Source organism: Ulvibacter sp. 2305UL32-6, from assembly GCF_058148545.1.
The window spans coordinates 378,972-403,075 of record NZ_JBYVKA010000001.1 but is presented as its reverse complement, the minus strand read 5'-3'; the positions used below and the strand labels follow the sequence as shown (position 1 = coordinate 403,075).

At 38.4% G+C, this 24,104-nt stretch carries 19 protein-coding genes and 1 tRNA gene; 15 read left to right on the top strand and 5 right to left on the bottom strand.

Going from position 1 to position 24,104, the window contains the following annotated elements; translation table 11 throughout:
- Position 1 precedes the first annotated feature (1 nt).
- The 12 genes from mraY to ACY2RU_RS01890 all read left to right on the top strand — a co-directional run bounded on the left by mraY (position 2) and on the right by ACY2RU_RS01890 (position 15,693).
- On the top strand, positions 2–1,234 hold the full coding sequence (gene mraY / locus ACY2RU_RS01945) for a phospho-N-acetylmuramoyl-pentapeptide-transferase (protein WP_490136719.1): 1,233 nt from the start codon (positions 2–4) through the stop codon (positions 1,232–1,234).
- A gap of 36 nt (positions 1,235–1,270) precedes the next feature.
- Positions 1,271–2,608, top strand: coding sequence for a UDP-N-acetylmuramoyl-L-alanine--D-glutamate ligase (murD, locus tag ACY2RU_RS01940; protein WP_490136718.1), 1,338 nt, complete (start codon positions 1,271–1,273; stop codon positions 2,606–2,608).
- Between the two features lie 25 nt (positions 2,609–2,633).
- Positions 2,634–3,824, top strand: a complete 1,191-nt coding sequence (locus ACY2RU_RS01935) for an FtsW/RodA/SpoVE family cell cycle protein (protein WP_490136717.1) — start codon at positions 2,634–2,636, stop codon at positions 3,822–3,824.
- Positions 3,811–4,908: an undecaprenyldiphospho-muramoylpentapeptide beta-N-acetylglucosaminyltransferase gene (gene murG / locus ACY2RU_RS01930; protein ID WP_490136716.1), complete on the top strand. Its 1,098-nt coding sequence runs from the start codon at positions 3,811–3,813 to the stop codon at positions 4,906–4,908. The genes ACY2RU_RS01935 and murG overlap by 14 nt, the downstream gene beginning before the upstream one ends.
- Positions 4,908–6,260, top strand: a complete 1,353-nt coding sequence (locus tag ACY2RU_RS01925) for a UDP-N-acetylmuramate--L-alanine ligase (protein ID WP_490137460.1) — start codon at positions 4,908–4,910, stop codon at positions 6,258–6,260. Before murG ends, ACY2RU_RS01925 begins: the two co-directional genes overlap by 1 nt.
- Positions 6,250–6,966, top strand: a complete 717-nt coding sequence (locus ACY2RU_RS01920; RefSeq protein WP_490136715.1) for a cell division protein FtsQ/DivIB — start codon at positions 6,250–6,252, stop codon at positions 6,964–6,966. The genes ACY2RU_RS01925 and ACY2RU_RS01920 overlap by 11 nt, the downstream gene beginning before the upstream one ends.
- 6 nt (positions 6,967–6,972) lie before the next feature.
- Positions 6,973–8,319 (top strand): cell division protein FtsA, encoded by a 1,347-nt coding sequence (ftsA, locus tag ACY2RU_RS01915; protein ID WP_490136714.1) that lies wholly within the window; start codon positions 6,973–6,975, stop codon positions 8,317–8,319.
- 97 nt (positions 8,320–8,416) lie between these two features.
- Entirely contained in the window at positions 8,417–10,507 is a 2,091-nt protein-coding gene (gene ftsZ, locus ACY2RU_RS01910; RefSeq protein WP_490136713.1) for a cell division protein FtsZ, read from the top strand.
- Between the two features lie 108 nt (positions 10,508–10,615).
- Complete coding sequence (locus tag ACY2RU_RS01905) at positions 10,616–11,065, top strand: GatB/YqeY domain-containing protein (RefSeq protein ID WP_490136712.1); 450 nt, start codon at positions 10,616–10,618, stop codon at positions 11,063–11,065.
- Positions 11,066–11,102: 37 nt separating this feature from the next.
- Positions 11,103–11,176, top strand: a tRNA-Arg gene (locus ACY2RU_RS01900).
- A gap of 744 nt (positions 11,177–11,920) precedes the next feature.
- Positions 11,921–12,823, top strand: a complete 903-nt coding sequence (locus ACY2RU_RS01895) for a serine hydrolase (RefSeq protein ID WP_490136711.1) — start codon at positions 11,921–11,923, stop codon at positions 12,821–12,823.
- An 89-nt stretch (positions 12,824–12,912) separates the two neighbouring features.
- Positions 12,913–15,693 (top strand): Npt1/Npt2 family nucleotide transporter, encoded by a 2,781-nt coding sequence (locus ACY2RU_RS01890; RefSeq protein WP_490136710.1) that lies wholly within the window; start codon positions 12,913–12,915, stop codon positions 15,691–15,693.
- On the opposite strand, the gene ACY2RU_RS01885 is transcribed toward ACY2RU_RS01890, so the two are convergent.
- From ACY2RU_RS01885 to ACY2RU_RS01875, 3 genes are all read right to left on the bottom strand, one after another.
- A complete protein-coding gene (locus ACY2RU_RS01885; RefSeq protein WP_490136709.1) occupies positions 15,680–16,927 on the bottom strand; it encodes a serine hydrolase in 1,248 nt (415 codons plus the stop codon). The two genes, ACY2RU_RS01890 and ACY2RU_RS01885, sit on opposite strands and share 14 nt — an antisense overlap.
- A gap of 2 nt (positions 16,928–16,929) precedes the next feature.
- Positions 16,930–19,851, bottom strand: a complete 2,922-nt coding sequence (locus ACY2RU_RS01880) for a PEP/pyruvate-binding domain-containing protein (RefSeq protein WP_490136708.1) — start codon at positions 19,849–19,851, stop codon at positions 16,930–16,932.
- A gap of 107 nt (positions 19,852–19,958) precedes the next feature.
- Entirely contained in the window at positions 19,959–20,162 is a 204-nt protein-coding gene (locus ACY2RU_RS01875) for a lmo0937 family membrane protein (RefSeq protein WP_490136707.1), read from the bottom strand.
- A gap of 183 nt (positions 20,163–20,345) precedes the next feature.
- Here ACY2RU_RS01875 and ACY2RU_RS01870 point away from each other — a divergent pair, with 183 nt between their 5' ends.
- Positions 20,346–20,516 carry a hypothetical protein gene (locus tag ACY2RU_RS01870; protein WP_490136706.1) on the top strand — a complete coding sequence of 57 codons (171 nt, stop codon included), beginning with the start codon at positions 20,346–20,348 and terminating at the stop codon, positions 20,514–20,516.
- A 6-nt stretch (positions 20,517–20,522) separates the two neighbouring features.
- Here the strand turns inward: ACY2RU_RS01870 and ACY2RU_RS01865 are convergent, their stop codons facing one another.
- Positions 20,523–21,554: a helix-turn-helix domain-containing protein gene (locus ACY2RU_RS01865; protein WP_490136705.1), complete on the bottom strand. Its 1,032-nt coding sequence runs from the start codon at positions 21,552–21,554 to the stop codon at positions 20,523–20,525.
- A gap of 92 nt (positions 21,555–21,646) precedes the next feature.
- Between ACY2RU_RS01865 and ACY2RU_RS01860 the strand changes: the two genes are divergently transcribed.
- Positions 21,647–22,180, top strand: a complete 534-nt coding sequence (locus ACY2RU_RS01860) for a DUF8685 domain-containing protein (RefSeq protein WP_490136704.1) — start codon at positions 21,647–21,649, stop codon at positions 22,178–22,180.
- 81 nt (positions 22,181–22,261) lie between these two features.
- A complete protein-coding gene (locus tag ACY2RU_RS01855; protein WP_490136703.1) occupies positions 22,262–23,098 on the top strand; it encodes a zinc-dependent peptidase in 837 nt (278 codons plus the stop codon).
- Here ACY2RU_RS01855 and ACY2RU_RS01850 read toward each other — a convergent pair.
- Complete coding sequence (locus ACY2RU_RS01850; RefSeq protein ID WP_490136702.1) at positions 23,085–24,056, bottom strand: YpdA family putative bacillithiol disulfide reductase; 972 nt, start codon at positions 24,054–24,056, stop codon at positions 23,085–23,087. The two genes, ACY2RU_RS01855 and ACY2RU_RS01850, sit on opposite strands and share 14 nt — an antisense overlap.
- Positions 24,057–24,104: the final 48 nt, after the last annotated feature.

The window sequence follows — 24,104 nt, the reverse complement described above, 5'->3', positions numbered from 1 at the left end:
GATGCTATACTATTTGTTTGAATTTTTAGAGAAAGAATATCAATTGCCGGGAGCGAGTTTGTTTCAGTTTATAACATTTCGCGCGGCTTTGGCCATTATTCTATCCTTATTCATTGCTACTATTTTCGGTAAAAAGATCATTCGCATATTACAGCGCAAACAGATGGGTGAAACCATTCGCGATCTTGGATTAGCGGGGCAAATTGAAAAAGCAGGTACTCCAACCATGGGTGGTATCATTATTATTCTAGCAACTTTGATTCCTGTTTTGTTATTCGCAAAGTTGGAAAACATTTACGTCATCATGTTGATTGTAACCACTATTTGGATGGGGATCATTGGCTTTATTGATGATTATCTCAAGAAATTTAAAAATGACAAGGCAGGATTGCCAGGAAAATTCAAGGTAATTGGTCAGGTAGGTCTGGGTGTTTTTGTGGGTGCTGTGATGTATTTCCATCCCGATGTCACGGTAAAACGAGAAAAGGTGAATCCGGTGAATTCAACCGAGTTGATCACACAAAATTCGCCACGAGAGTTTTATCCCGAAGAAAAAGCCTTACTAACAACCATACCTTTTGTTAAAGCAAACGAATTCAATTACGAAACCCTCATTTCATGGGCAGGCGACGGATATAAAGATTATATCTGGTTAATATTTATCCCTATTGTCATCTTTATTATTACAGCGGTTTCCAATGGTGCTAATCTCACTGACGGTATTGATGGCTTGGCGGCGGGGACTTCTGCCATCATTGCTATTACGCTCGCGCTATTTGCGTGGGTTTCCGGGAATGTGGTTTTCTCAGATTATTTGAACGTAATGTATATCCCAAATACCGGGGAAGTGACCATTTTTATCACGGCTTTTGTCGGTGCACTTATTGGTTTTTTATGGTACAACACCTATCCCGCACAAGTCTTTATGGGAGACACCGGAAGTCTTACTATTGGTGGGATCATTGCGGTAATAGCCATTATAATCAGGAAAGAATTGTTGATTCCTATTCTCTGCGGAATTTTCTTTATAGAAATATTATCGGTTATGATGCAGGTGACTTGGTTTAAATACACGCGAAAAAAGTATGGAACGGGACGACGCATATTTAAAATGTCGCCATTGCATCATCATTATCAGAAATCGGGTTTTCACGAAAGTAAAATAGTAACACGGTTTTGGATTGTCGGAATTTTTCTGGCCATCCTAACTGTTGTAACCTTAAAAATTAGATAAGGTATTTGACGCATATGCGTTGAAAAGAGTTGAGATATGAAGAAGCTATGTGTCATTTTAGGAGCAGGAGAGAGTGGCGTTGGAACGGCAATTTTGGCAAAGAAGAAAGACTACAATGTTTTTGTATCTGACTTCGGAAATATAAAGGAAACGTACAAACAAGTTCTTATACATAACGGTTTTGATTGGGAAGAAAAAGGTCATTCCGAAGAAAAAATACTAATGGCAGATGTGGTAATGAAAAGTCCCGGCATTCCAGATACAGCGCCAATAGTTAAAAAACTTAAGGAAAAGGGTATTCGTGTTATTTCTGAAATAGAGTTTGCTTCAGAATTTACAAAAGCGACGCTGATTGGTATTACAGGTAGTAACGGTAAAACAACAACAGCAACCCTAGCATATGAAATATTAAAGCAAGGCGGATTGAATGTGGCGCTTGGAGGAAATATAGGAAAGAGTTTTGCTGAGCAAGTGGCTGAAGAAACCTACGACAGCTTTGTGCTTGAATTAAGCAGTTTCCAATTAGATGGAATTGAAACGTTTGCACCGCATATTGCAGTGCTCACCAATTTAAGTCCGGATCATTTGGATCGATACGATGGAAAATATAATAACTATATCGCTTCAAAATTTAGAATTGCGATGAACCAAACGGCAGATGATTATTTCATCTATGATGCCGACGATGAGGAAATAAATACCTGGCTCGAAGCCAACCCAGTTAAAGCACAATTACTGCCTTTTTCTGTAAAAAGAAAATTAGAAAAAGGCGCATTTATAAACAACAAACAAATAACAATAATAATTGATAACAACCCATTTACTATGCCAATCGCAACACTAGGAATTCAAGGACAGCACAATCAGAAAAATGCCATGGCTGCTTCCACCATAGCGACATTATTGAAAATTAGGAAGACAACCATTCGTGAATGTTTAGAAAGTTTTCACGGAGTAGAGCATCGCCTAGAAAAGGTCTTGAAGATCAATAACGTGATGTACATCAACGATTCTAAAGCCACAAACGTAAATGCGACATTCTATGCTTTAGACAGCATGGAAACACCTACTGTTTGGATTGTTGGAGGAGTTGATAAAGGGAATGATTATACAGAGCTGCTTCCACTTGTACGAGAAAAAGTAACTGCCATTATTTGCCTCGGACTTGATAACGAAAAGATCAAGAATCAGTTTGGGAATGTAGTAGATATCATCGTTGAAACCGCTGGAATGCAAGAAGCAATCAAGGTTGCTTATAAACTCGCCCAACGAAATAATACTGTGCTTTTAAGCCCAGCATGTGCCAGTTTTGACTTATTTGAGAACTATGAGGATCGTGGAAGACAGTTTAAAGAAGCTGTTAGAAATCTATAAAATACGATAAAAACAATCAAGGAAAATGAAAAGTATATTCGGTAACATACAGGGAGATCGCGTTATTTGGGCAGTTGCGGGCCTATTGGCGTTATTTTCTTTTTTGCCCGTTTATAGCGCAAGTAGCAACTTGGCGTACCTCTATGGAGATGGAAGTACCTTTAAATTTCTATTGAAGCATTTGGCCCATTTGCTGTTGGGCTTTTCAATTTTATATGGGGTGCATAAGATCCCATATCACTATTTCCGTGGCTTATCTATAATTGCTTTACCTGTAGTGGTGGTTTTATTGTTGGTTACCATGGCACAAGGAACTACAATCGATGGCGCAAATGCGAGTCGTTGGATTCGTGTGCCATTTGTGGGCGTGACGTTTCAAACCTCTACCTTGGCGGCAGTGGTTTTAATGGCTTATGTTGCACGTTATTTATCTAGAATTAAAGACAAGGAGGTTTCGTTTAAGGAGACATTATTGCCTCTTTGGTTACCTGTATTTGCAGTACTAGCGCTTATTCTTCCAGCGAACTTTTCAACCGCGGCTATCATTTTTGCCATGGTGACCTTGTTAGTTTTTGTTGGAGGCTATCCCTTAAAGTATTTAGGAATTATATTGGGTGCCGGTCTTTTGATGTTAACCTTATTTGTGCTTACTGCAAAAGCGTTTCCCGGTGTTTTTCCTAATCGTGTAGATACCTGGATAAGCAGAATAGATAGTTTTGTTGACAGTGAAGATACGGAAGCCGATTATCAAATTGAAAAGGCTAAAATAGCTATTGCCTCGGGTGGAATTTCAGGTTTAGGCCCAGGAAAGAGTATTCAGAAAAACTTTTTGCCACAGTCATCATCAGATTTTATTTACGCCATCATCGTTGAAGAGTTCGGGCTTTTAGGAGGACTATTCTTGATGTTTTTATATCTCATGTTGCTATTTAGACTATTGGTTGTGGCGCATAAGACAGAAAGTATGTTCGGGAAACTGCTGGTAATTGGTGTTGGAATACCCATTGTATTTCAGGCGCTTATCAATATGGCGGTTGCTGTAGAATTATTTCCCGTTACTGGGCAAACATTGCCTCTAATTAGTAGTGGAGGAACTTCGATCTGGATGACGTGTTTGGCATTGGGAATGGTATTAAGTGTTAGTGCAAAACGCGAACCTATTATAAAAGAAGAACAGGAAGAAAACCCGTTAGATATATTAAGTGAAGCATTATAAATTCATAATAAGTGGAGGAGGAACCGGTGGTCATATCTACCCGGCTATTGCTATTGCCAATGAGCTTAAAGTAAGGTATCCAGAGGCTGAGTTTTTATTTGTGGGAGCTCAAGATCGCATGGAAATGCAAAAGGTGCCGCAGGCTGGTTATGACATAAAAGGTCTGTGGATCGCCGGTTTGCAAAGAAATCTAACTTTAAAAAATTTAGCGTTTCCATTAAAGTTAATGTCGAGTTTATCGCGTTCAAGAAAAATTATTAAACAATTTAAACCTGATGTGGCTATTGGAACTGGTGGTTATGCAAGCGCGCCTTTATTACGTGTTGCCTCTATGAAAAAAATTCCTTGTTTAATACAAGAACAAAACAGTCATGCAGGAATTACTAATAAATGGCTTAGTAAGACGGTTCAAAAGATTTGTGTTGCCTATGAAGGAATGAGCAGATTTTTTCCGTCGGAAAAGATTGTAATGACAGGTAATCCTGTGCGTCAAGATTTACTCGACGTATCGGAAAAAAGAGAAGAAGCAAATCGTTTTTTTAAGCTGGATGCTTCAAAAAAAACAATTTTAGTCTTAGGGGGAAGTTTAGGTGCCCGAAAGATTAATCAATTGGTTGATGAAACGCTTCCATTTTTTAGGGATCATGAGGTGCAAGTGATCTGGCAATGCGGAAAATTCTACCAAGAACAGTACGCAGATCGTAATGGAGGAAACATTCAGGTACATGCTTTTATAAATAGAATGGATCTAGCTTATGCCGCTGCAGATGTGATCATTTCGCGAGCAGGAGCCCTTTCGGTTTCTGAGCTGTGTTTAGTTGGTAAACCTGTGATCTTTATTCCATCACCCAACGTTACTGAAGACCATCAAACAAAGAATGCTAAAAGTATCGCAGAAAAAGATGCTGCTATTTTGCTCCCTGAAGTTGATGCCGATATAAAATTTAAAAGCGAGTTACAACGGTTATTGCAAGATGATGATCTGAAACGTCGCTTTTCAGAAAACATAAAAAAACTTGCTAAACCAAATGCTACACGTGATATCGTAAATGAAATAGAAACCTTATTGATTCAAAAGAAATGATTGAGATGGACAAAATACAATATTGTTACTTCGTTGGTATCGGCGGAATAGGCATGAGTGCGTTGGCTCGATATATGAAACTTTTGGGTAAAGAAGTTGCAGGTTACGATAAAACGCCAAGTGCTGTGACAAATGCACTGCTCACAGAAGGAATTGCTGTGACTTTTGAAGACAACATAAAGGTATTGCCAAAATGGGCTTTAAGCGAAGAAAATGTGTTGATAGTGTACACACCAGCCATTCCAAGTTCGAATACCTTGCTGTCCTACTTTTTGACTAATATGTACCTTGTTGTAAAACGCGCAGGTTTGCTAGGCGAAGTAACTAAAAACTCTACTTGCCTCGCGGTGGCTGGAACACATGGTAAAACAACTACTTCTGCGATCTTAGGTCATTTGTTGGCTGCTTGCAACATGCCTGTAACTGCTTTTTTAGGTGGAATTGCAGAAAACTATCATTCTAATTTCATTAGCAAAGGAACCGAGATAACAGTAGTTGAAGCAGATGAATTTGATCGCTCTTTCCTCAGTTTACAACCAAATATCGCAAGTGTTACTTCTATGGATGCTGACCATTTAGATATCTACGGAGATGCTGATACATTAGAAAATGCTTTTATTGAATTTGCTGCATTAGTAAAAAACAAAAAGCATCTATTGCATAGAAAAGGGTTGCCTTTAAATGGACAAACCGTGGCGATTGAAGATGAAGCCGATTTTGAAGCACGGAATGTGCGTATTGAAAATGGCGCTTATCTATTCGACTTAAAAACACCCAAACACACCTTAACCGATTTACAATTTTATCTGCCCGGACATCATAACCTACATAATGCTGTCACAGCATTAGGAATGGCCATTTTAGTGGGAGCACCGCTAGATGGCCTGCCTAGTGCACTTAAAACATTTAAAGGGGTTCAGCGCAGATTTTCGTATCGAATTAGAAGAGATGATCTAGTTCTCATTGATGACTATGCGCATCATCCAACAGAGTTAAATGCGCTATATCAAGCGGTCTCTGAAATGTATCCTTCAGATAAAAAACAAATTGTTTTTCAACCACATTTGTTTAGTAGAACCCGTGATTTTGCCGCTGGCTTTGCTGAAAGTTTGTCGCAATTTGACGAAGTAATCTTGTTAGATATCTATCCAGCTCGTGAAGCGCCTATTGCAGGCATTACATCTGCATGGTTGTTAGAGATGATTTCTTCGGAAGAAAAAAGTTTAGTGCAAAAAGAAAAACTGGCTTCGGTTTTAAAAGCCTCTTCTTCCAAAATTAAATTAATGGTTGGAGCTGGAGACATTGGAGCTGAAGTAGAACAAGTAGTCAAAATTTTGAGCAATGAAGATTAATTGGGGCATCATAAAATTTTTGGCATTAACAGGATTTATTATCCTGCTATTCGGCTTTACAAAACAGCGAAATGAAGTGCGCAAGTTGAGTAAAATAGATGTGAAATTTATGGATGAAAATGATCCTTTTATCACACTTAGCGCGGTTAATAAATTGTTAATACAAAATATCGATAGTGTTACGAGCATCGATAAAGAAACTTTAGTTTTGAAAGAGATGGAGTCTCGTTTGTTGTTAGATCCAATGATTCGCGGCGCAGAAGTGTTTGTAACGGTTGACGGGGTTTTGGGTGCAAAAATTGAACAGCGGGATCCTGTTGCTAGGGTTGCCGCATCGCCAGATTTTTACCTTGATGCCGATGGAAAAAAAATGCCATTGTCATCAGTTTACTCGGCAAGGGTGCCTATCGTTACCGGTGTGAAGGAAACACAATTTGCAGCAATAACACCGTTATTATTGCAGATACGCGAAGACCAATTTATGAAAAATACGGTGGTAGGTTTAGTTGTTTCTTCTGAAGGAAATGTAACACTTCAGATGCGAAAGCACGATTTTAAAGTGCTTTTTGGTAAACCAACGGCCATTGCTAAGAAGTTTCAAAACTTTAAAGCGTTTTATCAAAAGACAAAACAAGACAACACCTTGACAGGCTATAAGGTGGTTGATTTAAAATTTGGAAACCAAGTGGTAGCCACAAAAAAGTAACAAGCCATGGAAAATGAAAATATAGCGGTAGGATTGGACATTGGGACGACCAAGATTGTTGCCATGATCGGAAAGAAGAATGAATATGGAAAGGTAGAGATCTTAGGCATTGGGAAATCTAAAAGTCTAGGGGTGCACCGTGGCGTTGTAAATAACATTACACAGACCATTCAGTCTATTCAACAGGCTGTACAAGACGCTGAAACCTCATCTGGGATGAAGATCAAGGATGTGGTTGTAGGGATCGCAGGACAACATATTAGAAGTTTGCAGCATAGTGACTACATTACGCGAAACAACAGTGATGAAGTGATTGACGTTGACGATATAGATCGTCTTTGCAATCAGGTTCATAAGTTGGTTATGTTACCCGGAGAAGAAATTATTCATGTGCTTCCTCAAGATTTCAAAGTTGATGGACAAGCAGAAATAAAAGAACCTGTTGGGATGTATGGCGGCCGATTGGAAGCTAATTTCCACGTAGTGGTTGGGCAGGTTGCGTCGATCAAAAATATTGGGCGTTGTGTTAAAAGCGCGGGTCTAGAGCTTAGCGGAATAACCCTAGAGCCATTGGCAAGTGCTAATGCGGTTCTTAGTCAGGAAGAAAAGGAAGCTGGTGTAGCATTGATCGATATAGGTGGTGGGACCACAGATCTGGCTATTTTTAAAGACGGTATCATACGGCATACTGCAGTAATTCCTTTCGGTGGAAATGTGATCACCGAAGACATCAAAGAAGGTTGTTCAATAATTGAAAAGCAAGCCGAATTATTAAAGATCAAATTTGGATCGGCTTGGCCAGGAGAGAACAAAGACAACGAGATCGTTTCAATTCCGGGTTTACGCGGACGTGAACCCAAAGAGATTACCCTTAAGAATCTTTCAAAGATCATTCATGCTCGCGTTGTTGAGATCGTCGAGCAAGTATATCTTGAGATTAAAAATTACGGTCACGAAGAACAAAAGAAAAAGCTTATTGCTGGAATTGTTTTAACGGGTGGTGGTGCACAATTGCAACATCTAAAGCAGTTGGTTGAATATATCACAGGCATGGATACACGAATTGGATATCCCAATGAGCATCTTGCTGGTGATAGCGATAGTGAAACTACGAGTCCGCTATACGCCACGGCAGTAGGATTGGTTATGAACAGTCTTGAAAATAAACACCGCGTACCATCTGCGGTAGCTTCACAACAAGAGGTCGCTAGTCAAGAAACGGTGGGAACGACAGAAGCATCGGAGGTTCAAATTTCCGAAGAAGAGGAAGAAGAAAAAGACATTAAACCTAGACCACGATTTTTTGATAAATGGGCTGAAAAGTTTAAAGAATTTTTGGACAACGCAGAATAAAATAAGTAGATAATTAATGCTAATAAGGCATTCGTTACCGATAAAAATAATTATATAATGTCCCGTTTTAGCGGGGAAACCTCACAAAAGTAATACTATGAGCAGTAACTCAGAATTTGAAAATATTGCATTCGATCTGCCAAAGAACCAATCTAACGTCATCAAGGTCATTGGTGTTGGAGGGGGCGGAAGTAATGCCATTAATCACATGTTTAATCAAGGAATCAAAGGTGTTGACTTTGTTATTTGCAATACCGATGCACAGGCGCTTGAAAATAGCTCGGTGCCCAATAAAATTCAATTGGGAATGTCCTTGACCGAAGGCTTGGGCGCTGGTGCCAATCCTATGGTTGGTGAGCAATCTGCCGTGGAAAGCATGGAAGAGATCAAAAACATGCTAACGAGCAATACCAAAATGATCTTTATCACCGCTGGAATGGGTGGAGGTACAGGTACGGGTGCGGCTCCTATCATTGCTAAGATGGCAAAAGACATGGATATTTTAACTGTTGGAATTGTGACCATTCCGTTTCAGTTTGAAGGTAAAATTAGGAATGAACAAGCGCAGATCGGGGTTGAAAAATTGCGTCAAAATGTGGATTCGTTAGTTGTTATTAATAATAACAAGCTTCGTGAGGTATACGGAAATCTTGGTTTTAAAGCTGGATTCTCAAAGGCAGATGAAGTTTTAGCCACTGCCGCAAGAGGAATCGCAGAAGTTATTACGCATCACTACACGCAAAACATTGACTTGCGTGATGCTAAGACAGTGTTGTCAAATAGCGGTACGGCCATTATGGGTAGTGCAAGTGCTACGGGTGGAAACAGAGCAAAAGATGCTATTACTAAGGCGCTAGATTCACCGTTGTTAAACGACAATAAAATTACCGGCGCTAAAAACGTGCTGTTATTAATTGTAAGTGGTAGCGAAGAAATCACTATTGATGAAATTGGGGAGATCAGTGATCACATTCAAGTGGAAGCGGGTCATAGCGCAAACATCATCATGGGTGTTGGTGAAGACGAAAGTTTAGACGGAGCAATTAGCATAACGGTTATTGCAACAGGTTTTGATGCCGAGCAGCAACATGAGATCACCAATACAGAAAGCAAAAAGATTATTCATACTCTCGAGGAGGAGCAACGCGCCGAACAAGACTTGTCTCCAAAGCCTACTGCTGGGAAAGTCGTGATTCCTTCAGAAAAGCAACCTGTAGTTGAAAAACCAGCTCCGGTAATTCGCCATACCTTGTTTGAAGAGGAAATTGAGCCAGTTCGTCCGGTTGTTGAGAAGTCAGTACCAAAAAGTCAAACAACCTTGCCTTTTGAGGGCTTTGTTGAAACTTCAGAATTGCTAAAAAATATAGATGTGAGTTATGAAGAGATCAATATTCATCATCTTGCCGAATTCGAGCAATTGATCATTAATGAGATCGATGTTAATGATTTTGTAATCGTTGACTCGAAGAAAGAACCCATGACAGAGGTTATTGATGTGCAGCGTACAAACACTATAGATGTTTCTTCGGAAGAAGAAGTGATAAAGGAAACAGCTGATACCGATGATCAAATGTTGATGTTTGACATGCCTGTTAATATGACAAGTCCTGCTTCCGAAGTGGTATCAGAAAAACAAGAGCCAACACGGCACGAATTACAAATGGAGGATGAAATTGACGAAGTAATTACTTCTTCAGTGGAAGAAATTGAGGTACATGACCCCATTGAGGTTGTACCCGTGAGTGAGGTGTCAAAAGAAGGTGTTAAACGTTATAGCCTTGATGATTATCAGGAGATGGAAGACACTCTTATGAACGCAAAACCGGGAGCTAAAAAAGAAGTTGCTGAAGAAGAGATTGTTTTTGAAAAGAAGACAATTGAAGCTCCTGAAGCACCTGAGTCTGATGAGAATGATGCTCAGGACCCTATGAATGCTCCTATTTCTAAGCTATTGCGCGATCGTACTGAGGAGCGTAAAAGAAAAATGAAAGACTTTAATTATAAGTTTCGAAATAGCGCATCAAAAATTGAAGATATTGAAAAGCAACCAGCGTACAAGCGTATGGGTATTTCGCTAGATGATGAGAAGCCAGGGGATACTAATATTTCAAGAACATCTGTCAATACGGATGATGATGATATTGATCTGAGAAGCAACAATTCATTTTTACACGACAATGTAGATTAAGTTTAGTTTGTATTATATTTTTTCAAGTCGGACGAGCATTTTCGTCCGACTTCTGTTTTTAAGTACCTTAATTATTGGTATCTTCGCCTTCCAATAATACACATAACAATGAGTTTATCTACGGAAGTCATGACTGCTATGAAAGTAGCAATGAAAGCGAAAGATGCACAGACGCTTCAAGCGTTACGAGCTGTTAAGTCGGCTATTTTATTGGCGCAAACCGAAACAGGTGCTAAAGAAGAATTGACCGAAGAAGCTGAATTGAAGTTGCTTCAGAAGCTAGTAAAACAACGTAAAGATAGTGCTGCTATTTACAAGGAACAAGGTAGAGCAGATCTTGCAGATCCTGAAATAGCTGAGGCGGCGGTCATTGAGCAATTTTTGCCGGAACAGATGAGTGTTGAGGAAGTAGAGAAGGTTGTAGTTGGCGTAATTGCACAAACAGGAGCAAGTTCTATGGCAGATATGGGCAAGGTAATGGGAATGGTAAATGGGAAGTTAGCAGGAAAGGCTGATGGTAAAACAATATCTACCATTGTCAAAAAATTATTATCATAAAATATATTGATTCCGTGAATAGTACGGAATAATAATTGGCCGCGTGGCGCAACTGAATAGCGCATCAGATTTCGGCTCTGAGGGTTGGGGGTTTGAATCCCTCCGCGGTCACGAATAAATAGAAAACTCGCACGTTAAATCAAGCTTGCTTGAATTTAAAAGTGCGAGTTTTCTATTTTCAGAGCGGAGCTCTGAGGGATCACCGAACATGGTGAGGTAATCCTTTATTTTCGGAGCGGAGCTCTGAGGGATCACCGAACATGGTGAGGTAATCCTTTATTTTCAGAGCGGAGCTCTGAGGGATCACCGAACATGGTGAGGTAATCCTTTGTTTTCAGAGCGGAGCTCTGAGGGATCACCGAACATGGTGAGGTAATCAATTTATTGTGCCTTCGAAAAGCTTAGGATAAGCGAGAATGAATCATGATATCATGAGCTCATCGATTGAAGATGATTAACTTTTATTTTCAGGGCCGATTATGCACGGAACTTCATTAAATGTGAGGTCGTATCAAGCTTATCGCTTACGCCTCTTTAAAATTGTATTTATGAATTATTGTATTCGAAGAGTACAAATTCAAACTAGATGAAAAGATTGCGATTTTGTAGGGATTTACCCTTTATATACAAGGGGTGTCATTCATGATTTTTCTGTAGAAATCACGATATTTTTAAGGTCTAAATAGCTGTATTACAAGGTTTATTTATTCAATGTAAATTAAATGTATACTTTGAAATACTATCTTCTAACAATTTAACGTTTAGTAAGTTAAAGCTATCTTTTTTTAACATACATTTGCTTGATTTTGTGATAAATCACTAGATACTAATAACTTAAATCTGTATTTTAATTCAATGAACAACAAACAATTTTTATCCCTGTTATTTATTTTTACATGCATATTTGGGTCTGTTTTGAAGGCTCAAGATTTACCAATATCAACTGGTGAGGTAGATCGTATTGGGGAATTACAATGCCCTGAGTTACAAGCTGTTCTTGAGACGGAGTTGTACACCAACAAGACTTGGAAATCACTTATAGACAACAAGATGATGTCTATTGGTATTGTTGATCTTAGTGATTTGAATGATATTCAGTATGCTGGTATCAATGATGAAAATATGATGTATGCCGCTAGTTTGCCAAAGATTGCCGTATTATTGGCTGCTATGGATGCTATTGACAAAGGAGAACTTAAGGATTCTAAAGAGATCCAAACTGATATGCGCTTGATGATTAGTAAGTCTAATAATCAGGCTACAACTAGAATGATTGATCGAGTTGGATATGACAAGATCGAAGCCGTATTGCGTATGCCTCAGCACCAGCTATATGACGAAGCGGTAGGTGGTGGTCTTTGGGTTGGGAAACGTTATGCCGCAGGCGGAAAGCGTCATCCAGATCCTTTAAAAGGTTTAAGTCACGCAGCAACAACAAAACAGGTATGTAGCTTTTACTATCAGTTGGCCATGGGAAATCTAATTAATGAGGAGCGTTCAAAAGAGATGTTAGATATTATGGAGAATCCAGCGCTACATCACAAGTTTGTAAATACCTTGGATCGAGTTGCTCCTAAAGCGCGTTTATTTAGAAAATCAGGTTCTTGGAAAAATTATCACTCAGATTCAGTATTAGTTTGGGGACCTAACCGCAAGTATATTATGGTAGCCTTAATTGATAACAATTTGGGTGAACAAATTATCAGAGATTTAGTAGTTCCTTTAGAAAAAGTAATGAAAAAATCACGTTCTTTATAGAATAGCCACAACGCTATTTTATAATGCTTAGAGAATTATTTAAAAAAACATTTGATATAAGAGATGGGGAAATCCGCATCTCTTTTTTTATGCAGATATATATCTTTCTGCTAATCACGGCGCTTTTAATGGTAAAGCCCACAATTAATGCACTTTTTCTCTCTAAACTTGGTGCAGATCATTTACCATACGGTTACGTCTTAGTTGCAATAGTGGCAGTTATCACTTCGATGTTATACAACCGAGCTGTAAAGAAATATTCATTACGCCATATTGCCATATTTACCCTAATTACATTTAGTTTAATTTTTGGCCTATTGAGCATACTTATGTTGGCCCAATTGCTTAACGATTGGGTACTTTATGTTTACTATCTCAGTGTTTCTCTTTTCGCGGTTTTGGCAACCTCTCAGTTTTGGATCTTAGCCAATATGGTCTATAATGCACGAGAGGCAAAACGACTTTTTGGTTTTATTGGTGCTGGTGCGATTGCCGGGGGTATATTTGGAGGTTATTTGACCACAGCCTTGGCCTCTTCCTTCGGAAATAGGATTGTTATACTTATCGCTGCCTTATTAATTCTATGTTGTATCCCAATTTTACAGGCAGTTTGGAAACAGCGAATACGGAAAATGAACAGTTTTATTCGTAGTCAAAGAAAGATTTCCGACCAGCAGTCATATGATTCACCCTTTAAGCTTATCATTAAATCTAGGCATCTCACATACCTGGCTGCCATTGTTGGAGTAGGTGTCGTTATTGCAAAACTCGTAGATTTTCAATTTAGTGATTTTGCAAATCGCGCAATTCCAGATAGTGATGAACTTGCCTCATTCTTCGGTTTTTGGTTTTCAACTTTTAATGTAATTGCATTATTAATCCAGTTATTTTTAACGAACCGAATGGTTTCATGGTTGGGTGTAACTTCCAATTTGCTCATTTTGCCATTGGGAATAGCCTTAGGATGTTTGTTATTCTTGACCTTTCCTGAACTTTGGGTGTTGGTTATAATAAAAGGCATGGACGGCAGTTTTAAGCAATCACTGAATAAGGCGGGAATAGAACTTTCTATTTTGCCTATTCCATATCATATAAAGAACGAAGCCAAGGCCTTTATTGATGTTGTAGTTGATAGTATAGCAACAGGATTAGCGGGGTTGATGTTAATTTTCGTTGTCCGTCGCCTAGATTTGAGTACATCTTATATCACGGTGATCATTTTACTTTTTCTATTTATATGGATCTTATTGATCTATAAATTGCGGGAGGCATATTTTGAATCATTTAGAACTAATATTCAAAATTCACTTGTACACCAAAAAAGAAGCAAGAAGCAGCTGGCTACCGAACGTACTTCAAAATCTACCATACAAATCTTAACTCACGGATCGGAAGTAGAGATTATTAAACTTTTAGATCGGTTGCAAGATTATCGATTAAAGACCTTAGAACCATTTATAACTAAATTACTGAGTCATCCTTCAAACAAAGTTAAAGCTGCAGCCATTGATCAAATGTATAGTTACCGAAAAGGCACTGCCATTGCAAAGATCAAAGAGCTTATTCAGGTTGAAGATGATGTTTTGGTTTATAAGGCTGTTGAGTACCTTTTAAATCATACACAACTTCAAGATCAAGCAATTTTCAACTCTTATCTCGATCATAAAGTAGATTATATTTCGAATGCTGCTTTACTATGTCTGGCGAAGGAAAATTCAGAAAATAATAAGCTAGGCATTCACTACAACTTAAATACTCGAATTTCAGATAAAATAAGAGAATTGTCTAATGGTGATAATGAGCTTCGGAAACAAGAAATCGCCCAACTACTTATTACAGTAGCCTATGCTAAACAGTCACGTTTTTATAGCTTTGTTTCAGCACATTTTAACAATAAAGACCAATATGTTGTAAAACACGCGATTCGCGCAGCAGGAATCACAGCTCATGAGCCATTTGTGGAGAATTTAATAGATTTTTTAGCTGAAGGTGATCTAAGAAAAACCGCAAGAATTGCCTTAAGATCCTATGGTATAGGAATTACAAAGACCATACTCTCACTAGATATTTCTGAAAGCCTTAAGGATGATGTAAAGCCATATATCCCAAAGGTGATCGAATCGTTCAAAAGTAGAGATTCTGTCAAAATATTGTTTCGATTATTGAGTAGTAAAGACTTTATTATTCGTTTGGAAGCAGCAAAATCACTTAATAAATTAAAAAGCGAATCTCCTCATATTACGGTTGATCAAGGTCTGCTAACTAAGATCATTCTCAAGGAAAGCTCTTACTACCGAAACACGATCAATGCAATAGCAATTGTCACTAAATTAGTTTCAGAAGCTGATATTTCCGAAACGCAAACAGATTATGAAACTGAATTGCTAATTGCTCGAGAAAGCCTTCTGGAAATTCTTCATAAACAGCAGGATCAGAGTTTAGAATGTGTGTTTAAATTACTCAGTCTTAAATATGATCAGGTAGATATTGACACAGCATACTTCGGACTCAAAAGTGATGTGCGAGATACAAAGATCAATGCGGTTGAGTTTCTTGATAATTTATTGAAATCTAGGCTAAAAACTGAGATCCTTCCGCTTATTGAATATCATATCATTGACAATAATCAAGTGGGGCTGTCATCTTTTGATCTTACAAGTCTTACTGAAAAACAAGCTTTATTAATGCTGCTGAAAAATCGCGGGTCAAAAATGAAGCTAGCCGTGCTAAACGTGATCAAGGAAACCGAAGATCCAAGCTATATCAAGTTAATTCATAAATTAAAAAGGCACAAAAACAAACAAGTGCGGCGTTCTTTAGCTCATACCATCGCCATGCTTAAGGCTCCAGATGAAACTACTGTGCCGTAATAATATCATCTATCTGAGATGCTAGACCCATATGCGCTCCCGCAGAATTCTTACTCAACACATTGCTCATTAAACAAACAATGTATTTCTTTCCATTAGGATGTTCTACCGTAATAACCGAATTCATATAATTAAACTTATTACCAGCGTAATCGGCACAGTAAGTTGGTTTAGAACGATCACAACTATAGAAACTACCCGACTTAAAATAAACTCGTGCGCTGTCTAATCTTCTAGAATTTGCATAGCGAATTCTACGATCCGTAATATATAGTAATCGCTTCATTTCAAGGCTAGAAGCAGAATCTACTACTTTTCCTTGTTCTAATTGTACTAAAAACTTCATCAAGCCTTTTGGAGTTCCAATGCTACCGCCCATGCGTCCAACATAACGATCGGGTCCATTTGTGAAAACACCTCCCAAGCGCCAGTCGTCTTCGGTAATACCAATGGCTCGTAAAGGGTCATTTACTACACGATTTGCATAACGTGTTAATGAATCTCTCGGTGTTTCCTTAAAATAATTTTCAGCCTCTTCTTCGGTGAGACGTGGATAGTCTTTTCCGAAGGCAGACATCAACATCGCTTCTCTATACACCACACTGGCAGCACCGTTGTTACTAACAGACACCATATGATCAGCCCATTCAAAAAGTGTAAATTCATCACTGGCGATCACGGTTCTTTTAGTCAATCTCTCTTTTTCCACATCATAAATAGGAATGGTGTGGTGATCACCAACACCCCAAATACCAGATTTTACCCTTTTGTTGCAGAGTAATGCTATACGCGCTTCAAAATCATTTGGATAGATCTTCCTCATTTCAGTAAACAAAGCATTCAGCACAGCGATCTTTCCAACGCTTCCTGGTTGGTATCCTACATCTTCACGATACGAAGCATACCTAAGGCTATCTGGATTTGTTATGTCCATTACGGCAGCCGAATAGCCTCCGCCAGGAAATAAACGATTGATCTTTTTAGCAAAAGCATCATCTTCTACTAAAAGCTCATCGATACTTTTTTCTGAAATGCTCGCTAAATTTAGTTTGATGTCGTTAATGCTTGCAAACGCTCCAGGAGGAATACGCGTATATTTTTCACCTTTATCCAGAGCGCGTTGAATGTCTAATAAACGAACAATTTTAGAACGTTCATACCCGTCGATAGGGTAAAACCCGAAGGAAAGGAAAGTGCATACAAGCAATAATGAGGCAATTGCTATTTTTTTCATAATTATAATTTTGTATCGAGATAAATCTTTTTGGAATAATCAACTTTAGGGGTGATCGATTGAAGGTATTCTGAACTCTTAGCGCGCTTATTCTCAACAAACGGACGAATCTGAAACAACCATAACTTGTCGTTGGCAAAGCCTAATTCAACATCCCAAGCGCCTTTGTAATCGGAACCGGTCTCCTTGTTGATCTTATTTCTGATCTCGCTGGCTATATCGCGAATAGACGTTATGTTTTTTTCGTTTAAAATTGCTTTTTCAAAAGTGGTAGTGCTCTTTGTGGTTCCCCCAGTAGATGGCAAACGCAAATAACCTTCTTCGCGAGCAGGAGCTAAAAGCGTAGTGGTTGTTTTTGTGATTAAGCGGGTTTCTGCATTTTGACCGTCAACCGCCCCGCCAGCTCCCCAACTAAAGGCAACTGTAAGGTCTTCATCATTTCCGCTATTTATGCCTTTTGTAATTAGTACGCCAGAATACTCAACGTCAACGCTAGGAATGATCAAAATAGAGGGAAAGACATTTTCCGGATTTGAAAGATATTTTTGGCGCCATTTAAAACTGCGTTCGGTGTAAGGCGACGCCCACACTTTTTTTATACCTTCGGTTATCTTATCCTTTGAAAGAATATTAAATAGGGTGAGATTTAATCCAGCGCCAGTAAATTCTTTAAGATCTTCCATATTGGTATCGCTTCGTAAAAAAACAGGAACATTGCCAATATTATTTCCGAAGACATCCTTAAAGCCTCGCTCCATTTCTGAAACAAAAGCTGGATTTAAAGGCATGGCTTCAATCGCTGTTTTAAGTTTTGATAAGCGTCCCAACTGGTAGGTTTCTACTTGTTCTTCGGAAACTTTAGATGCACGCATCCCGTCGGCTTCCTGAAAAGTAGTGTTTAAATATTCCCAATAGCTAACGCCCTCGCCAGGCATTGATTGATCCATGTGTTCTCTAAAAATTCCGAAGGGAATAACAAGGCCTTCCACAACATTTTCAGGGAACATTTTCTTGAGTTGCCCTAGATTTGCTGCTTTTGGGCCGCACAATTTACCAGAATCTGAAGCATCAACTTCGCGCATGTTGAGTACTTTTTTGACATCCAGTCGTATTTGCTCAACAGGAACGGCAATCTTTTCTTGATTGCGTTCTTTCTGACTAAAAAGGTCTTGTTCAATTTGAGTCATTTCTTTTTCAGTCTTGAGTAGAACATTTCCTTTTTCAGAAACTGCAAACATTACCTTTTGTCCATCATATTTCGACAATGCTTTTAAGTTATCTCCAGATAAAGCCGCATTAGGAATCCCTAGATTACGAGCCAGTAGCTGTACGTGTGAGACTAAATTTCCTTCAGAAACAGTCATAATTCCAGCAACAGGCTTTAGATCGCTTGGAGGTTTTTGAAAGATGTATATCTTTTTAGTATCGATGGGAACATTTTCTGGACTTCCCGCAACCACCACTAACTCTCCGAATGCATAACCAGGATTGAGTCCACGGAAACTACTTTGCCCACCAATGTCCATTACATTATTTGAAATATTAGAGATCTTGGCGATACGAGCGCCGAGTTCACTAACACTCTCGCCGAGGTTTAACGCAACCGACGAACGAACGCGGTCGTCAATAAAGCCATAGGTAAGCGGCTCGAATGTGGTGTATTTATCAACAATATCTTGATAATTAGCTTTTACCATTGCCGCACTCCATTCAACCACACCACGGGAGGTTTCAAGGAAGTCGTTCATTTGTGCTAGAGAAAGTTGTGGCTTTCCAAGATGCACTTCTAGTTGCGCTTCAATTTTTTGCCATTCCCAAAGTTCAATTAAACCCGTTCCGGCGCTAGCTAAACTTAAGTGACGAATTTTTTCCATTAACCCCAAGATTGTATCGGGTTGCCATTCTTGTGTTTTCTTTAAAAGGGCATCTTCCAAAGCATTTGAAAGATCGAGAAGAAGCAAGCGGTCTTTTGCCGAACTGTCTTCTGTGATTTCTGTCCTGATCACGCACAAGATATCGGCTAAGGCAGGAACGATGCGCTCGGGGGCTTCTAGATCACTATAATTCTCTAGAAAAGATAATATTCGGTTTCTTGTTTTATTGTTTTTTGAAATGCGATTTGCTTGTGTTTTTAAACTTTCAGTATTCATTGGAGCATAAAACTGATACATGGTTTCCAACAAATTGGCTAGTTCTGTTTTGAGTTTTGCAGGTAGTTCTTTCTCGTTTTTCTGCTGAAAGTTTTTAACCATTTCAACATCTTCAACCGATGGATTGCCATGAATTTTTATACGGGCATCCATAAACTTCGGAAATTCATCTGCTACGATCTTCGACTGACTTCGCATTTGCTGTGCGAGATTGCTATCGCCATCATGAGGAATATCGCGAAGTGATTGTCTTAGTAAGAAATAATTGTTTTCAACTCGGGTGTCCTTCCGAAGATAGGTTTCGTAAAAATCGATTCCCCAAGCTTGTTCGTCTTCGCTTTGCACAGCGCCACGATAAAACTGCGACTTGCGCTGGATCCATCCGTCGTCTATACTTTCAAGGTATTTGCCTAATTGATATTGTTTGAGACGACTGTGGTTATTAGCCTCGTCCCAGAAGTCGGCCTTATCTGTATTGGCTAATATTTCTCCTAAAAAAATATGATGCTCTCTCCCAAGTTTAATCACGTCTTCTTTATAACTGGCATGTTGAACCCCGCCAATTTTATCTGGGCAAGGATCTTTAGGTTCCCGCATGGTTCCGTCTTCACAAAACCAGCGAATTCTGTTGTATGGGCCACGAGCATCTTTTTTATAAGACTCAATTTGCTGTATGATCTTTTGCGTTGGCAGATCTTGAGCTTTTGTAGATAAGAGGGAGCCAAAGATAAAAAGTAACAAACAGGTAAAATTCCGGAAAAAGGATAAGTTCATAACGTTCTTTATAAGAAGGTTTTTATTTGGTGATATTCAAAACAATATAATATAAATATAGCCTCTAAAACAACTTAGAAGCTATATTTATTAATCTAACAATACAACTAGATTTTACGTCCTGTGACCAACTTAAATACAATCATGATCACTGCAATAACCAATAAGATGTGTATTACGCCACCTAAATCTGGAAATGCAAAATAGCCTACTAGCCACCCAATTATCATAAGAACTACAATCAACCAAATAATATCTTTCATCGTTTTTTTTAAAATTAGATTTAAATGTACACAGAAGGTGAGCTGCATAAGGCTTGATTAAGGAATAATTAGGAAGTAAAAAGCTTTATTGTTAAAATTTCTTGGAGATGCATTAATAACCAATTAAGGGTGTTTTTTACACAAGGAAAAGTGTTCATTATTTTATGGATATTGTCAAAAGGTATCAAAGAGAATACTGAAATTTGCTGCATCCTTACACTTTGAAAATTTATGAAAATTCCTGTCTTTTCAATTTTAGCTGTGGTCGCTTTATCATGTTGGGGGGCAGGTTTTTTCATTTTCAACCTTGGATATGAACTTCACGGAATTCTTATCTTAGCAGCGACATTATTTATCTATGGTCTTATAAATCGCGAAGAGCAAAAAAATAAAATACAGTAGGCTTATTCAATTCCCCGATATTTTTCGCTTATTTCTTTTCTTAAATTCTGAAGGCGTGATATTATAAGTCTCTTTAAAGATCTTTGAGAAGTAGCTTTTACTTGAGAGTCCGACCTTCTCTACAATTTCTGAGATATTGTAATCCGTATTCCGAAGCAAGCTTTTTGCTAGTTCTAATCGCGTTTGTTGAATAAAACTATTCACTGTCATTCCATACAGATGTTTAAAGCCAATTTGAAGTTTGTTAGGATTGATGCCAATTTCGGAAGCGATTCCTTCAACCGTATCTAATTCAGAAAGATCGTATTTAATTCTATTGGCGGCATCCCGAACTAGAACCATTTCACTTTGACGCAGCACAGATCTATTGGTGTCTTCGTTAAGATCATCATGATACTGAAGAATTTGATGTGTTAAGATCTCATAGGCTTGACCTTCCAAGAAGATGCGTCGTACAAAATCGTTGTTTTCAAAGGTTTCGATCTGCGAAAATAGATCTGCCGTATGAAGACTGTAATATCCGTTATGATAAAACTGACTTTTTGCGGTGTGGTCTGTAAATAATGATCGCAATTGCGGATCGAGATCATTGAGTTCACAATTTACTTTATCCTGAAATTTTTCTCTATCAATTTCAAGGCTCCCAATTTGTGTTTCTACTTTCGCTCGAAAGTGGAGAATATGGCCATTATAACTTTCACTGGCTACAATTGCGCTTTGGTACTGCTCAATGATGTTAGTTTCTTTAGCATCTTGAAACCGATGATGCACGCCACCTTTAAGACAGTAGAGAAATTTTAAAGGATGCACTTTGTTGACGATAAATTGTATTTCTACGTCTTCATTAAAAGTGCATTGATAAATGATAATGCCGAAGCCACCATCAAAATTAATTCCTTTTATGTAACCTTCTCCAATAGCTTGAGGGATTGTAAGATGATATTCTCCACAATGCTCTTCAAAAGTGGTATTGAAAGCCGAAGCTATGTCTTTTATTACTTCAAAAAGGGGTAGCGATTGTACATTAATTTTTATCACGAAAACGGCTTTAAATTACAAATTACAATAATATTTCAAGTCATGTCAAGAAAATGAAAAAAGCTGTAAATTCACCATAAAAAAAAAAGATTATGACTAAAATTTTAGGAATTGGTTCAAGAATAGATCACCCAGAATATGGCAAAGGGGTTGTAACCAACGTGACATCCACCATGTATTGGGTTACTTTTATTGAAAATGGCTTAGAAACTATTGCGGTGGACGCAGATTTTGAAATAATTGAAGCCGCTGAGGACGAAGTTGATACGGTAAGTTTTTATGAGGTTGAGAAATCGCTGAGAAGTATTTTAAAGAAATGGAGTGATGTGAGTGAAATTGTACCTATAGCCGACAAGTGGAAGGGAGGAAACATGATTCTAAACCCTAAAGATGTTTCGCTTTCAAACAAAGAAATACCCATTGACACCTTTTTTCATAAAATCGTTATGCTACGTGATCGTTTACGAGTCATGGAGCAAAAGATAAATGCCAGTAAGAATTTGGATGAACAAGAAAAAATTGACCTTCAGCAGTACATAACGCGTTGCTATGGAAGTTTAACAACCTTTAATGTCCTTTTTAAGTCATCTTCGCAAAATTTTAAAGGAGATAGTTCAAAGAAGTAATAAGTTGAGGGTGTAAGACGTTAGTATTCAACAGAAAAGATCGATGTCAAAAATAATGGTATATTGTCGATCCCAAATTTTATGATGCTACAACAACAACCCGGCGAGTACGTTCCGTGGCTGGCTCCCTATGCCTATGCCATCGTGCTGTTGGGATTTCTGTTGTTTTTATTTCGAGTTTTTGAGAATTTCTACGGAAGTCGGTACCACCGCCCTCTTTTTAGACATTACTTGGTTTATAAAAAACTGTCTCCAGCACAAAAGACGATCTTACAAACTGAATTTGCCTTTTACACGAAGTTGTCGAAGAAACACAAACGTCAATTTGAGCATCGAGTAGCTTCTTTTATTACTGAGAAAAAATTTGTGGGTCGTGATCAACTAGAGATTACAGATCGCATGCGGGTTCTTATTGCCGCGGTAGGGTGTATGTTGAGTTTCGGAAGGAAAAATTACAACTACGGACTCATAAATTTTGTCCTTATTTTTCCTGAAAACTTTTATAGCGCAGTCAATGATCACTATCATAAAGGAGAATTCAATCCAAGGGAAAAGGCACTGGTCTTATCGTGGGAGGCCTTCGAAAGAGGTTATAAAATTACCGATGATAATTTGAATTTGGGTATTCACGAATTTATGCACGCAATGCAACTAGAAGCCAAACAGAGTCGCGATTTAGATTCTTCCCGCCTTATTACTCAGTTTCAAAATATATTGCAACAACTCACCAATCAAGAGGTAAAAGATAAGTTAGATGAAACCCGGTTCTTTAGAGCCTATGCGTTTACCAATCAGTATGAGTTTTTAGCGGTTTTAGCCGAATATTTTATAGAATCCCCTGTAGAATTTAGAACCCACTTCCCTGTTGTTTACGATCATACCAGAAAGCTGCTCAATTTTAATTTTAAGGGGTATTAATTTTTTCTGAAATCGCATTAGCAATGCGTTTAGCGTGAATTCTAGAGTTTTCAATAAACCATTTATGTGTTTCTGTACCACCGCAAATAACGCCGGCGAGGTAGAGGTTTTCAACCGAACTTTCCATAGTTTCTTCATTGTATTTAGGCGCCATGGTTTCTTCTGAAAGTTGCATGCCTAATTTCCGAAGAAAATCGAAGTCGGGGCGATATCCAGTAAGAGCTATAACAAAATCGTTGGCAATTGTCTTTTCACCTTCTTCAGTCTTTAGTGTAACCTCGTGTGCATCGATCTTGCTTATTTCGCTGTTAAAATAAACTTTTATACTTCCTTCTTCAATACGATTTATCATATCGGGACGTACCCAATATTTAACGCGTTCACCAATTTGAGAGCCTCTTACAACCATGGTGACTTCGCCGCCTTTACGCCAAATTTCCAAAGCAGCATCTACAGCGCTATTGCTGGCGCCAACCACAATAACTTTTTGCATGATATATGGATGTGCTTCTTTATAGTAGTGGGTCACCTTCGGAAGTTGCTCACCCTCAACATTTAAATATGCTGGGATATCGTAAAAACCGGTGGCTAAGACCATATGTTGTGCTTGGTAGGTTTCTTTTTCCGAAGTGACTATAAAAGAATCTTTTTGTTTTTCTACGGAAAGCACTTTTTCGTGCAGTCTAATTTGAAGCTGGTTTGAAGTGGCAACTCGCCGATAGTATTCTAATGCTTCATTTCTATTGGGCTTAGGGTTTGCACTGATAAATGGGATTTCTTCGATTTCAAGTTTTTCCGAAGTGGAAAAGAAAGACATATTTAATGGATAGTTGAAAAGGGAGTTCGTTAAGGCACCTTTTTCCACCACTACGTAATCTAGATTTTTTCGTTTGCAAGCCAATGCGCAAGCAATGCCAATGGGACCTGCACCTATAATTACTACCTGTTTTTTAATCATAGTTACAAAGATAGAAAAAGCCCGAAGGACTTAGGTACTTCGGGTTCA

Bases quoted from the DNA above. Each gene is read 5' to 3' on its own strand.
- ACY2RU_RS01890 (WP_490136710.1), top strand. From the start codon at position 12,913: ATGCAGATATATATCTTTCTGCTAATCACGGCGCTTTTAATGGTAAAG.
- murD (WP_490136718.1), top strand. From the start codon at position 1,271: ATGAAGAAGCTATGTGTCATTTTAGGAGCAGGAGAGAGTGGCGTTGGA.
- mraY (WP_490136719.1), top strand. From the start codon at position 2: ATGCTATACTATTTGTTTGAATTTTTAGAGAAAGAATATCAATTGCCG.
- ACY2RU_RS01875 (WP_490136707.1), bottom strand. From the start codon at position 20,162: ATGCAGCTCACCTTCTGTGTACATTTAAATCTAATTTTAAAAAAAACG.
- ACY2RU_RS01920 (WP_490136715.1), top strand. From the start codon at position 6,250: ATGAAGATTAATTGGGGCATCATAAAATTTTTGGCATTAACAGGATTT.
- ACY2RU_RS01860 (WP_490136704.1), top strand. From the start codon at position 21,647: ATGACTAAAATTTTAGGAATTGGTTCAAGAATAGATCACCCAGAATAT.
- ACY2RU_RS01870 (WP_490136706.1), top strand. From the start codon at position 20,346: ATGAAAATTCCTGTCTTTTCAATTTTAGCTGTGGTCGCTTTATCATGT.
- ACY2RU_RS01880 (WP_490136708.1), bottom strand. From the start codon at position 19,851: ATGAACTTATCCTTTTTCCGGAATTTTACCTGTTTGTTACTTTTTATC.
- ACY2RU_RS01905 (WP_490136712.1), top strand. From the start codon at position 10,616: ATGAGTTTATCTACGGAAGTCATGACTGCTATGAAAGTAGCAATGAAA.
- ACY2RU_RS01895 (WP_490136711.1), top strand. From the start codon at position 11,921: ATGAACAACAAACAATTTTTATCCCTGTTATTTATTTTTACATGCATA.
- ACY2RU_RS01935 (WP_490136717.1), top strand. From the start codon at position 2,634: ATGAAAAGTATATTCGGTAACATACAGGGAGATCGCGTTATTTGGGCA.
- ACY2RU_RS01855 (WP_490136703.1), top strand. From the start codon at position 22,262: ATGATGCTACAACAACAACCCGGCGAGTACGTTCCGTGGCTGGCTCCC.
- ftsA (WP_490136714.1), top strand. From the start codon at position 6,973: ATGGAAAATGAAAATATAGCGGTAGGATTGGACATTGGGACGACCAAG.
- ACY2RU_RS01885 (WP_490136709.1), bottom strand. From the start codon at position 16,927: ATGAAAAAAATAGCAATTGCCTCATTATTGCTTGTATGCACTTTCCTT.
- ACY2RU_RS01850 (WP_490136702.1), bottom strand. From the start codon at position 24,056: ATGATTAAAAAACAGGTAGTAATTATAGGTGCAGGTCCCATTGGCATT.
- ftsZ (WP_490136713.1), top strand. From the start codon at position 8,417: ATGAGCAGTAACTCAGAATTTGAAAATATTGCATTCGATCTGCCAAAG.